11 protein-coding genes are annotated in these 12,263 nt (G+C 71.5%); 4 read left to right on the forward strand and 7 right to left on the reverse strand.

What is annotated here, in order from left to right; translation table 11 throughout:
- Positions 1-200: 200 nt before the first annotated feature.
- Genes KIP79_RS38290 through KIP79_RS38300 form a run of 3 tightly spaced genes read left to right on the forward strand, consistent with a single transcriptional unit; the run spans position 201 to position 3,908 of the window.
- On the forward strand, positions 201-1,946 hold the full coding sequence (locus KIP79_RS38290) for an acyltransferase family protein (RefSeq protein ID WP_214109898.1): 1,746 nt from the start codon (positions 201-203) through the stop codon (positions 1,944-1,946).
- 60 nt (positions 1,947-2,006) lie between these two features.
- Positions 2,007-3,125, forward strand: a complete 1,119-nt coding sequence (locus KIP79_RS38295; protein ID WP_214109899.1) for a glycosyltransferase family 4 protein — start codon at positions 2,007-2,009, stop codon at positions 3,123-3,125.
- 45 nt (positions 3,126-3,170) lie between these two features.
- Positions 3,171-3,908: an acetoacetate decarboxylase family protein gene (locus tag KIP79_RS38300; RefSeq protein WP_214109900.1), complete on the forward strand. Its 738-nt coding sequence runs from the start codon at positions 3,171-3,173 to the stop codon at positions 3,906-3,908.
- Here KIP79_RS38300 and KIP79_RS38305 read toward each other — a convergent pair.
- The 6 genes from KIP79_RS38305 to KIP79_RS48785 form a co-directional block, all read right to left on the reverse strand.
- Complete coding sequence (locus KIP79_RS38305; RefSeq protein WP_214109901.1) at positions 3,905-4,786, reverse strand: glycosyltransferase family 2 protein; 882 nt, start codon at positions 4,784-4,786, stop codon at positions 3,905-3,907. The genes KIP79_RS38300 and KIP79_RS38305 overlap by 4 nt on opposite strands.
- Positions 4,787-4,957: 171 nt before the next feature.
- Positions 4,958-5,716, reverse strand: coding sequence for a CDP-alcohol phosphatidyltransferase family protein (locus KIP79_RS38310; RefSeq protein ID WP_214109902.1), 759 nt, complete (start codon positions 5,714-5,716; stop codon positions 4,958-4,960).
- On the reverse strand, positions 5,694-6,734 hold the full coding sequence (locus KIP79_RS38315; protein WP_214109926.1) for an iron-containing alcohol dehydrogenase family protein: 1,041 nt from the start codon (positions 6,732-6,734) through the stop codon (positions 5,694-5,696). The genes KIP79_RS38310 and KIP79_RS38315 overlap by 23 nt, the downstream gene beginning before the upstream one ends.
- A gap of 48 nt (positions 6,735-6,782) precedes the next feature.
- Positions 6,783-7,517, reverse strand: a complete 735-nt coding sequence (locus KIP79_RS38320) for a phosphocholine cytidylyltransferase family protein (RefSeq protein ID WP_214109903.1) — start codon at positions 7,515-7,517, stop codon at positions 6,783-6,785.
- 110 nt (positions 7,518-7,627) lie between these two features.
- On the reverse strand, positions 7,628-8,248 hold the full coding sequence (locus KIP79_RS48780) for a DUF5941 domain-containing protein (RefSeq protein WP_214109904.1): 621 nt from the start codon (positions 8,246-8,248) through the stop codon (positions 7,628-7,630).
- On the reverse strand, positions 8,245-9,780 hold the full coding sequence (locus KIP79_RS48785; protein WP_214109905.1) for a CDP-alcohol phosphatidyltransferase family protein: 1,536 nt from the start codon (positions 9,778-9,780) through the stop codon (positions 8,245-8,247). The genes KIP79_RS48780 and KIP79_RS48785 overlap by 4 nt, the downstream gene beginning before the upstream one ends.
- A 133-nt stretch (positions 9,781-9,913) precedes the next feature.
- On the opposite strand from KIP79_RS48785, the gene KIP79_RS38335 reads away from it, so the two are divergent.
- Positions 9,914-11,266 (forward strand): bifunctional cytidylyltransferase/SDR family oxidoreductase, encoded by a 1,353-nt coding sequence (locus tag KIP79_RS38335; RefSeq protein ID WP_214109906.1) that lies wholly within the window; start codon positions 9,914-9,916, stop codon positions 11,264-11,266.
- Here KIP79_RS38335 and KIP79_RS38340 read toward each other — a convergent pair.
- Positions 11,263-12,261, reverse strand: coding sequence for a glycosyltransferase family 2 protein (locus KIP79_RS38340; RefSeq protein WP_214109907.1), 999 nt, complete (start codon positions 12,259-12,261; stop codon positions 11,263-11,265). The genes KIP79_RS38335 and KIP79_RS38340 overlap by 4 nt on opposite strands.
- Positions 12,262-12,263 lie beyond the last annotated feature (2 nt).

Below are 12,263 nucleotides of genomic sequence, written 5' to 3' on the forward strand. Positions count from 1 at the left end.
ATGTCTCATTGATCACTTTCCCGCCCCAAGGCGACATTCGGCGGCGAGAAAGGTTAGGCTAAGGAGCCTGGTGGACGCGTCCCGCTTTCCAGGTTCGCCTGATCCTCTGGGGCGCCTTCGCTAATGTCCGACTAGGGCGTGGCTTCTCATGAGCCACGACCGGCCCCCCGGTCTCCGACAGATAGCTGAGCGTTTCCCCCGTGAGTGAACTTCGACACCGTCCCTCGGTTCCCCCATCGCGACCCGGCGCCGACCCCGACGCCGAAGACGCGCCAACCGGGGTGATGGGACGGGTCGAGGACGATCCGACGGGTGTGATCACCCGGATCACCGACGACATGCCGGCACCGGCCATGCCCCCGCCCACCCTGCAGGGGCCCGGCGACCCGCTGCCGGTGCGGCGGCCCCGCCGCGCGGCGCCCGACCCGCCGGCCGAGGCCGCGCCGCCCTCCTTCGACTACTTCGGCGGCTCGACCAGACCTGCCCCGCAGGCCCCGCCGCCGCCGCAGCCCGCCCCGCCGCCGCAGCCGCCCCGGCAGCAGATGTACGACCCGTACACCTCCTACAGCCAGGGCACGGCCCACCCGGCGAATCCGGCCGCCTCGCCGCACCAGTGGCCGGAGCCGACCCCGGAGCCGATCGCCGCGCCCGACGAGTGGAGCCCGTGGCGCCGCCGCAACCCGTACGACCCGCCGGCCGAACCGCTGCCCGCCCAGCCCGCGGCGTACGACCCGGGCCGCGAGCCCGTGCGCGAGCCCATCCGTGACTTCGAGCGCCCGCCCACCGAGTCGATCCCGCTGCCGGCCTGGGCGCAGAGCACCCAGCACCAGGTGCCCACCCGGGGCAACGCCTGGCAGCAGCAGCGCGCCCAGGAGCAGGAGGAGTGGGAGGAGCCGCCCGCGCCCCCGGCCAAGCGCAAGCGCGAGCCGTACCTGGACAACGTCAAGTTCGTCCTGATCGTCACGGTGGTGGCCTCGCACGCGCTGCGGACCACGGTGGACGCGGACGTGAACCGGGCCGCCTACATCTTCTTCTTCGGCTTCCACATGCCGCTGTTCGTGATGGTCAGCGGCTACCTGTCCAAGAACTTCTGGGACTCCCGGGGCAAGGTCAACAAGCTGGTCGACACCCTGCTGGTGCCGTACGTGGTGGTGGAGGTGGGCTACGCCCTGCTCCGGTACGCGCTGGGCCAGAAGTGGAGTCTCACCATCACCGACCCGGCCTGGCTGAACTGGTACCTGGTGGCCCTGCTGCTCTGGCGGCTCACCACCCCGGTCTGGAAACGCATGCGCTACCCGCTGGCGGTGGCGCTGTTCGTCTACCTGTTCTCCGGGTTCTCCCAGCTGGGGCAGGACTTCAGCATGGACAGGTTCTTCGGCCTGATGCCGTTCTTCGTGCTCGGCCTGGTGCTCAAGCCCGAGCACTTCGAGCTGGTCAAGCGCACCTGGGCGAAGATCCTCGGCGCGGTGATCCTGGCCGCCTGGGCGGGCGTCGCCCTGGTCCTAGCGCCCCAGCTCAAGCTGAGCGTGTTCTACTTCCGGTTCAGCTACCACGACCTCAACCAGGTCTGGTGGTACGGCATCGGCTTCCGGCTGGCCTTCTTAGCGGGGGTGCTGGCGCTCTGCTTCGCGGTGCTGGCGCTGATCCCCAAGACCGAGACCTGGTTCTCCGACCTGGGCACCCGGACCCTCTACTGCTACCTGCTGCACGGCATCCCCGTGCTGATCGCCCGGGAGATGGGCTGGCTGAGGCTGCCCTGGCTGGAGGGCCCGCTGGGCACGGCGGCCATCATCGCCGGCTCGCTGGTGGTCGCGATCGTCCTCAGCCTGCCGATCACCCGGTCGATTTTCCGGTGGGTCCTGGAGCCCAGGCTGAGCTGGCTGTACCGCAGACCGGCCCCGCAGGTACCCGCCACAGACGATCAGAAGCCGGAAGTTCAGCGGTAGTTCGATCCGGATTAACGCAACTCATGCGGATACGTCGGACCCGCCGGTCAGCCTCGCTCTATGAAGGTATGTGTCGGTACGGTCGTGCACCATCCAGAGGACGCGCGCATCATGCACCGGCAGATCCGGGCGTTGCTGGACGCCGGGCATGAGGTGACCTTCGTCGCGCCGTTCACGCACTGCAACGTGACGCCGCCGCCGGAGATCCGGGCGATCGACGTGCCCCGCGCGACCGGCCTGCGCCGGGCCAGGGCACTGCGGGCCGCCCGGTCCGCGCTCCGCCGTGGCTGCGCCGACGCCGACCTACTGCTCGTCCACGACCTGGAACTGCTGCTGGCGCTCCCCCGGCGCCGCCCGCCCACCGTCTGGGACGTGCACGAGGACACCATCGGCTCCCTGGAGGTCAAGGAGTACCTGCCGGGCCTGGCCAAGTCGGTGCTGCCGCCGCTGGTCCGGCGGCTGGAGGAGCGGGCGGAACGGCGGCTCCACCTGATCCTGGCCGAGGAGTCCTACCGGGCCAGGTTCGGGCGGGAGCACCCGGTGGTGCCCAACCACACGTACGTGCCGGAGGCCCCGCCGAAGCCGCCGGGCGACAACCGGGTGGTCTACGTCGGCCACATCTCGGCGGCCCGGGGCGCGGTGGAGATGCTGGAGGTGGCCCGGCTGCTCCGGCCGCACGGGATCAGGATGGACCTGATCGGCCCCGCCGACGTGCCGATCCGGCCGATGCTGCGGGACGCCCAGCGCTCCGGCCTGCTCGACTGGTTCGGGTACGTGCCCAACCGGCACGCGCTGCGGATGGCGGAGGGCGCGCTGGCCGGGCTCTCGCTCCTGCACGACCTGCCCAACTACCGCGACTCGCTGCCCACCAAGATCATCGAGTACATGGCGCACGGGGTGCCGGTGATCAGCACGCCGCTGCCGGTGGCCACCGAGGTGATGCGCGGCTGCGGCACGCTGGTGCCGCAGCAGGACCCGGAGGCGGTCGTCAGAGCCGTGCTGGAACTGCGGGACGACCCCGCCCGCCGCTCCGCGCTCGCCGCCCAGGGCCACGCCGAGGCCGCCGCCCGCTACCACTGGCCGGACGCCGCCGCCGCCTTCGTGGCCCACCTGGAGGCCTGGGCGAGCGCCCCCAGCCGGGTCACCACCCGCCGTCCCAGTCGCGCTGTTCCCGCCTAGAACCTGTACGGTCCTGCCCGCGGTTGATGTACTGGACGAATGGCGATGGAAGACGCTCGAAGCCATGACATCCTGGGCCGCCGGGTGGATCTGCCGGTCGAGATCAGGGACGCCACCGCGTGCACGGCGGTGTACCTGGTGCGGGCGGACGCGGCGCGGGCGGTGATCGCCTACTCCGGGCTCGACGTGACCGAGGTGCTGCCGGGCAAGGCGGTCTGCACGCTGCTGTTCGTCGAGTACCGGGACTCCGACCTGGGCGCCTACCACGAGTTCGGGGTGGCCTTCCTGGTCCGCCCGCCGGAGGCCGGGCCGCCGCCGCGCCGATCGCTGCGCGCCGGGCTCCTGGACCTGCGCGACGCAGGGTCGGGGGTGTTCGTGCACTGGCTGCCGGTGGACCAGCCGTTCACGCTGGCCGCCGGGCGGGAGATCTGGGGGTTTCCCAAGGAGCTCGCCGACGTGGACCTGCGGCTGAGCTCGCCGTACAAGCGGTGTGTGCTGCGCAGGGACGGGCGGCTGGTGCTGGATCTGCTGATCCGGCCGGGCATGCCGATGCCGCCGCGCCGGATCGCGCCGGTGCACGCCTACACGCACCTGGAGGGGGTGACCCGGCGCACCGCCTTCACCATGCGGCCCGGCGCGGTCCGGGCCAGGCCCGGCGGTGCGCTGATCCGGCTGGGCAACCATCCGGTGGCCAAGGAGCTGAGCGAGCTCGGGCTGCCCAAGCACGCGCTGGTCACCTCGACCATCGGGCGGCTGCGGATGAGCTTCGGGCCGGCGTTCTAGACGATCGGGGGACGGCCCAGGCGGAACATGCGCCACGCCGTCCGCCAGGTCATCGGGCGGCGCTCGCCCGCCGGTTCCCGCAGGCCCTCGGCGAAGCCGCGGAACCAGGACTTCAGGGCCAGCGCCGAGCGTTCCCGCACCAGCGTGAGCACCACCCAGTCCAGCAGGTAGAGCACGGCCAGCGCCCAGGGCAGGTTGCGGCGGGCCAGCCAGACGCGGTTGCGCGCGTTGAGGCGGTAGAAGTCGGCGTGCCGGGAGGGCAGGACCAGCGGGTGGTACATGACGGGCGCGGCGTCGTACTCGATGCGGTAGTCCTCGCCGAGCAGGCGCCAGGCCAGGTCGGTCTCCTCGTGCGCGTAGAAGAACTTCTCCGGCAGGCCGCCGACCTGGAGGTAGGCCGAGCGGCGGATGGCGCAGGCGCCGCCCAGGAAGGTGGTCACCGGGGAGGAGCGCTCGGGGTCGCCGGCCCGCAGCCGGGGCACGTGGCGGCGCTGCACCGAGCCGCCGTCCGGGTCCATCACCCGGAACGAGATCACCGCCAGGTCGGGCTCGGCGGCGAAGCGGTCCCGGACGTGCGAGGCCACCTTGTCGTTGGCGTACCAGCCGTCGTCGTCGAGGAAGAGCACCACGTCGCCGGAGCACTCCTGGACGCCCCGGTTGCGGCCCTCGGGGATGCCGACGTTGTGCGTCAGCCGTACCGTCTTGATCGTCGCGGCGGAGCCGGGCGGCGGGGTGGCGGAGAGCTCGGGCACGTCCGCGCCATTGCCGATGATCACCACTTCGACGTCGCCGTCGACCTGCGCGAGGGCCGACTCGACGGCCCGGTTCAGTTCGCTGACGCGGTTACCCATGGTGAGGATGACACACGAAATCTTCACCGCGTCATCGCCCCGACGCTTGGCGGGTAACACACGATTTCATGATCACCGAGTCTGTATGGGCTGCCAAATCCGGATCTATGCCTGCTTGCTGCGCAATAAGGGTATCGGAACCGTCGGCGAACACCCACCAAACGCCAAGTGTCCGGAAGGAGTTGGCCCGGAGGCGGATCAAGCCAGCCGCCGGGACGCCAGGATGCTCACCAGGTGCAGAATCATCTGTACACCAGCGATGATCGCACACGCCACGACCAGGATTCGGGTAGCCGAAAACCAGGAATCGAGCACTGCCGCGATCACCACGATAAGGGAAAGCTCCACGGCCTGGATCACCCGGTGGAAGCGGAGCGCGGCGGCGGCCCGCCGGGCCATCCTGATCTTCGCGGAGGCGAACTGGGCGCCGGACGCCTCGGTCGCCGCCACCAGGCCGGAGCGGGCCCTGGCCACGTCCACCAGGTCGGTCTCCGACTTGATCAGGATCGCCCCGAGCGCTGCCGCCAGGCCGAGCACCGTGTACCAGTCGGGCAGCGTCTCCGAGGCCCGGAAGCCCAGGCCGATGAGCAGCGCCGCCTCGGCGAAGTAGTGACCCACCCGGTCCAGGTAGACCCCGGCGATGGAGGTCCGTCCTGTCCACCGGGCCAGCTCGCCGTCGGAGCAGTCCAGCAGCAGGTAGAGCTGGATGAGCAGGGCCGCCCCCACGGCGGCCCAGAGCCCCGGCAGGGCCAGCACCGCCCCGGCCAGCACGCCGGAGACGATCATCAGGCCGGTCACCTGGTTGGGGGTGATCGGCGTCCTGGCCAGCAGCCAGGTGACGTAGATGGACAGCCGCCGCATGTAGAGCAGACCCGCCCAGTGTTCCCCGTTGCGACGCTCCAGCGTCATCTCGGGCTGCGCCTTGGCGCGGAGCTCAGCGACCGACGGCGTGGACATATGCCTCAACCCGCTCACGAATCTCGGCTTCGGAGAGCCGCAGGTGTTCCAGGATGGTGTACCGGCCCGGCCGCGTGGCGGGGGCCAGTTTGACGGCCTCGACGAACTGCTCGGTGGTCAGGCCGATGTCGGCGTGCGTCACCGGCAGCCGGTGTTGGCGCAGGCAGCCGGTGACCTGGGTGAGGCGGGCCGCGTCCTCGCGGAGGAAGAAGCAGAACGCCGCGCCGATTCCGGCCAGCTCACCGTGATTGGAGGTGCCGGGGAAGAGCTGATCCACGGCATGCAGGATCTCATGATCCCCGCCGCTGGACGGACGGCTTGACCCGGCGATGACCATCGACATGCCGGACAGGATCAAAGCCTCGGCCAGCACCGTCAAGAACGGATCGGACTCGATGGAGTCGGTCCGGCCCACCACCGCCTCGGCCGCCGTGCGGGCCATCGAGACCGCCACCCCGTCGATCGGCTCGCCACGCTCGGCGTTGCCGAGCTGCCAGTCCTCGATCGCGGACAGGTTGCTGATCACGTCGCCCACCCCGGCGCGGACCAGCGACTGGGGCGCGTCGTGCACGAAGTCCAGGTCCACCATGATGGCCAGCGGCATCGGCACCCCGAAGGAGCCCTTGCCGCCCTCGTGGGTGAGCGAGGCCACCGGCGAGCAGATCCCGTCGTGGGCCAGGTTGGTGGCCACCGCCACCATCGGGATGCCGGCCAGCGACGCGGCGTACTTGGTGGCGTCGATGGTCTTGCCGCCGCCGATGCCCACCACCGCCTCGTAGGCGCCCTTGCGCAGGTCGGCGCCGAGCGAGATCGCCGCGTCCACCGAGCCGTCCGGCACCCTGAGCACCTGGGCCTCCCCCAGGGACGGCGCGATCACCTTGGCGATCCGGTCCCCCTGGTTCGTGCCCACCGCCACCGCCACCCGCCCGGAGGTCGCCACCCGGCTGTCCGCCAGCAGCGATCCGAGCTGGGCGATCGCCCCCCGGCGCACCTCCATGGTCAGCGGCGCCGGGAGCATCCTCGCCAGAATCGGCATCTGGCCTCCCTTGTCGTGGTCGTCGGCGGGTCAGAGATAGGTGCCGGCGATGGCCCGGGCCTTGGCCAGGTCGTCGTGGTTGTCCACCTCGACCCAGTCGACCTTGCCGATCGGGGCCACGTGGATGCGCTCGCCGCGGGCCACCATCTCCTGGTAGCCGTCCTCGTAGTAGAGCTGGGGGTCGCGCTCGAAGGTGGCCCGCAGGGCGTCGGCCAGCCGGTCGGCCGCGCCGGGGCGGATCAGGGTGGCGCCGATGTACTCCCCGTACGCCTGGGCGGGGTCCATCAGCTTGGTGATGCGGGCCAGGTCGCCCCCGTTCAGGGTGACCTTCATCTCCTCGTCGGCCAGCGTCTTCACATCGTCCACGGCGAGCAGGATGTCGCTGGTCTCGGGGGCGGCCAGCAGGGTGCGCTCCACCGAGACCGGGTGCACGGTGTCACCGTTGACCAGCAACGCCCCCTGCCCGAAGTAGTCCCGGGCGCACCACAGCGAGTAGGCGTTGTTCCACTCCTCGGCCTTGTCATTGTGGACCAGGGTGAGGCGCACGCCGTGCCGCTCCTCCAGGGCCGCCTTCCGCTCGTGCACGGCCTCGGCCCGGTACCCCACGATCACCACGACCTCCCGCAGCTCCACCGCGGCGAGGTTGCGCAAGGCGATGTCCAGGATCGTGGTCTCACCGTCGACCGGCACCAGCGCCTTGGGCAGCGTGTCGGTGTACGGCCGCAGTCGTCGTCCGGCTCCGGCGGCCAGCACCATTCCCAGCAACGTGCACTCCTTGGGGGTCGAGCGTCTGTAAAGCTTCAGGTAACCCCAAAGGTTAGTTGCCTCAGCGCCCAGATCGTGTAATCCGGTGTTGGCCGAATGCTCGTCCGACGTTAATCGTGCGCGCTGAGTTCGGCCGCCTCCACCCCCGAGCGCGGCGCGGCCAGCCAGCACCCCAGGCTCTCCCAGCAGAACAGCGCCCACAGGTAGAGGGCGAGCAGCACGAACATGGCGGCGCTGCTCACCAGCCCGCCGACGGCCACCATGATCATACGGCCCTCCCAGCCCAGACCGGCCGTGCTCAGCCAGTGCGGCAGGTAGACGTGCTGGCGGATGCGGTAGACCGTGTCGTAGTGGTGGAAGACGATCGCGCCGAGCAGCACCATGATGATCAGCGCGGGCACCCCGTGGGCGAAGCCGACCAGGGCGATGAAGCCGTACTCGGTGATCCGCAGGAGGGGCGGGACCAGCCAGTCCAGGCGGCCGTCGTGCCGGTGCGAGGAGCCGGGACCGGCCAGCAGCAGGGCCACCAGCGGGGCGAACACCGCCAGGCCGTCCGTTCCCGCGATGCCGACGCCGAGCAGGATGCCGGTGACGAAGAGCGCGGCGATGACCGGGGGCAGCGGCGGCAGCTGCCCGGCCACCATGGCGCCCATGGCCCGGGAGAGCGGGCCGTCGTCCCGGTAGCCCAGCACCGAGCTGGCCGGGACCTTGGTCATCTCCACCATGGTCATGCCAGCGACCTCGCGATCCGTCCGGTGATCGAGTAGAGGGCGGCCACCCCGCCCCAGACCAGCAGCGCCAGGAAGGTGATCCGGGCGTCGAAGAGCGCGGCGGTGACCGCGATCAGCGCCATCCGCTCCCCGATGGGCAGCACGATGATCTTCTTGATCCAGCGGGAGACCGTGCCGCCGTCCAGGCGCTCGGCCAGCTGCACGATGGTGTTCTCGCGCTGCACGGCGGCCACCGTACGGGCCGAGTCCATCGCCACCGCCAGCGAGTGTTGCGGCGGCGCCCAGGCGGAACCCGCCTGGGCGGCGTCGGTCACCGCCCCGGCGTAGGCGAAGTCGATCATGTGCCGGACCGCCTGGAGGAGCATCGCCGCCACGGCCAGCGGCCAGACGTCGCCCGGATAGCCGATGGCCAGGCCGAGGTAGACCAGGAACTCCTTGGCCCGGTCGAAGGTGGCGTCCAGCCAGGCGCCCAGCGGGGAGAAGCGCCGGGTGTAGCGGGCCAGCTGGCCGTCCACGCAGTCGAGCACGAAGGACAGGTAGAGGGCTGCCGCCCCGGCCACCATGCCCTGCCGGTCTCCGGCGGAGAACCAGACGGCGGCCAGCGCGGCCAGGCCGAGCGAGATCCCGGTGACCGAGTTGGGGGCCAGCCCGATCCTGGCCGCGAGCCGGACCAGGTGCGGCGACCAGGTGCTGACCAGGTAGGTGGCGAAGAACCCGTCGTCGGCCTTGATCGAGGACGCCATGCGGACCCGTTCCTCGTCCACCTCGGCCAGCCGCCGCAGCGCCAGGTCGGCCTCGGCCTGGCCGGTCACCCGCGTACACCGCAGCCCGATGTCGGCGTCGGCGGCGACACCGGCGGTGGTCCTGCGGCGGACCTCCCCGAGCCGGGCCGCCCGCACCGGCACCCCCGAGCGGACCAGCCCCGCCAGCAGCAGGTCGGGGGCCTCGGCCTCGGACACCTCGCCCAAGGCCTGCCGCTCGGCCAGCGCGGCCAGTTCGTCGGCGATGTCGGCCAGGTTCTTGGCCTGGTCCTCGGCCACCTGGAAGACGCCGCGGAAGGTGGCGTTGGGCGCGTGCACCTGGTGGAAGGAGTTGCCGGCCGCCACCACCCGGCCGTGCTCGACCCGGACCGGCGCGTGCGGCGGGTCGGGGGCGCCGTTGCCGACCAGGGCGCCGGTGCTCCTGGCGGGATGTTCCAGCAGGAGGGCCAGCGCCTCGGTGTGCGCCACCACGTCCCCGGCCAGCACGGCCACCGGGGCCTCGGCCGCCCGGGCCACCGCGGCCACCTCGCGCAGCGCGGCGGGCAGGCCCACGTCGGAGACCACCCGCAGGTCGCCCACCGGCAGCGCGACCAGCTGGTCGGTGAGCCGGTCGAGCAGGGTCGCCTCGGCGCTCTCCGTCCTGGTTCCCCCGGCGCCTTCCCTTTCCAGGGCGCCTTCCGTTCTGCCTTCTGTTCTGGTGGCACAGGTGAGCCCGGACGCCGGGGTGGTCGCCAGGACCACCGCCACCGCGTCCGGCCGCCGATCCCCCATACCCAGACCGCCTTCGCTGTCAGAAGCTCCACCCGGGCCCACGTACCTCGCAACGTAACCGAGTGATCACTAATGAGCAATCACCCGCGAGGGTAAGGTGCACCTCGGAGGATCATGAGCTCGGAGGATCGCGATGAGCGGGTCACGTTTGCCGGCCGTGGGCGTGGTGCTGGCGGGCGGTGTCGGGCAGCGCATGGGCCTGGGCGCGCCCAAGCAGCTGCTGAAGATCGCCGGGAGGTCGATCCTGGAGCACTCCATCGGCGTGTTCGACCGCCACCCGGACATCGACGAGGTGGTCGTGCTGATGACGCCCGGGTTCACCGACCAGGTGCGGGAGCTGGTGGCGCGTAACGGGTTCCGCAAGGTCGGCCAGGTGATCGAGGGGGGCGCCAGCCGTACCGAGTCGACCTGGCTGGCGTTGCGGGCGCTCGGCGACCGGGAGTGCGACGTGCTGCTGCACGACGCGGTGCGGCCGCTGGTGGAGCCGCGCATCATCGCCGACTGCGTGGCCGCGCTCGGCGAGTTCCAGGCGGCCTGTGTGGCCATTCCGTCCTCCGACACGGTGCTGGTGGTCGAGGACGAGGTCGTCCGCGACACCCCGGACCGGTCGCGGCTGCGCCGCGCCCAGACCCCGCAGTGCTTCCGGCTCTCGGTGATCAGGGACGCCTACGCCCGGGCGCTGGCCGACCCCGAGTTCGCCGGGCGGCCCGCCACCGACGACTGCGGGGTGCTGCTCCGCTACCGCCCCGACGTGCCCATCGCCATCGTGGCGGGTAGCGAGCACAACATGAAGGTCACCCATCCGGTGGACGCCTTCATCGCCGACCGGCTCTTCCAGCTCACCGCCGCGCCCGTGCCGGACGTCGGGCGGCTGGACGGGCGCACCCTGGTCGTCTTCGGCGGCTCGTACGGCCTCGGCGCCGACATCGCCGCCCTGGCCGCCGCACACGGGGCCACGGTGTTCCCCTGTGCCCGCACCCCGGTCCACGACGAGAAGGCCGTCGCCGACGCGCTGGCCCGCGCCTACGCCGCCACCGGCCGGATCGACTACGTGGTCGACGCCGCCACCGTGCTGCACCGGGGCAACCTGGCCGACGCCGAGCAGGCCGCCGTCGAGGAGACCATCGCGGTCAACTACCTGGGTCCGGTCACCGTCGCCAGGGCGGCCTTCAAACACCTCGCCGAGAGCCACGGCCACCTGCTGCTGTTCACCAGCGGCTCCGCGCTGCGCGGGCAGGCCGGGCACAGCCTCTACTCCTCCAGCAAGGCGGCGGTGGCCAACCTGGCCCAGGCGCTGGCCGAGGAGTGGGCCGAGCACGGTATCCGGGTCAACTGCGTCAACCCCGAACCGGCCACCACCCGCTTCCGCTCGTTCACCGAGGAGCCCCCGGCCAGCCTGCTGACGCCCGCGGAGGCCGCCCGTACCAGCCTGGCGGTGCTGGCCTCCGACCTCACCGGCCAGGTGATCGACGTACGGGCGGGCTAGTTGAACAGATCGTGCAGGCCGATGCCCTCGCGCGGCTTGTTCAGCTTCGGCGAGCTGGTCAGGAAGCCGAAGCCCCAGGACAGGTGCATGGTCATGTACGCCACCGGCAGCAGCGCCAGCGCGCCCGGGGGCAGCCCGCGCCCGGTCAGCACCGAACCGGCCAGGATGGCCACGAGGTAGGCGGCCGGGATCACGGCGGCCAGCCAGAAGAACGGCGCCACCACTAACCCGAGCACGATGCCGAGCACGGCGGTCGGCGGGGCCAGGTAGCGCAGGTTGATGGTGCCCTGGTGGGTGCGGGCCACCACCCGCCGCCACCGGCCGTAGTGGAAGTACTGCTTGGCCAGCGCCCGCACGTTGGGCCGGGGCCGGTAGGAGACCCGCATCTTCGGCTGGAACCAGACCAGGCCGCCGCTCTCCCGGATGCGGTGGTTCATCTCCCAGTCCTGCGCCCGCTGGAAGTGCTCGTCGTAGCCGCCCACCCGCTCCAGCGCCTCCCGGCGGAACACCCCCAGGTAGACGGTGTCGGCCGGGCCGCCCTCGCCGCCCACGTGGAAGGCGGCGTTGCCGACCCCGATCTTGGAGGTCATGGCCCGGGCCACCGCCTGCTCGAAGGGGGTGACACCCTCGGCGGCCATGATCCCGCCCACGTTGTCCGCGCCGGTCTCCTCCAGCGTCCGCACCGCCGTGCGCAGGTAGTCCTCGGGCAGCATGGCGTGGCCGTCCACCCGGGCGACGATGCCGCCGCTGGAGGCCGCGATGGCCGCGTTGAGCGCGTTCGGGGTGCGGCCGGTGGGGTTGGGGACCACGCTCACCCGGGGGTCGGCGGCGGCGATCGCGTCCGCCACCTCCTGGGTCCGGTCCTTGGAGGGGCCCACCGCGAGCACCACCTCGATGGCACCGTCGTAGTCCTGTTCGAGCACTTGCTGGACGGCCTGGCGCAGGTGCCGTTCCTCGTTGAGTACCGGCATGATGACGGAGATCGAAGGGCTCATCA

It is taken from the genome of Acrocarpospora catenulata (assembly GCF_018476525.1).
GTDB classification, from domain to species: Bacteria; Actinomycetota; Actinomycetes; order Streptosporangiales; family Streptosporangiaceae; genus Acrocarpospora; species Acrocarpospora catenulata.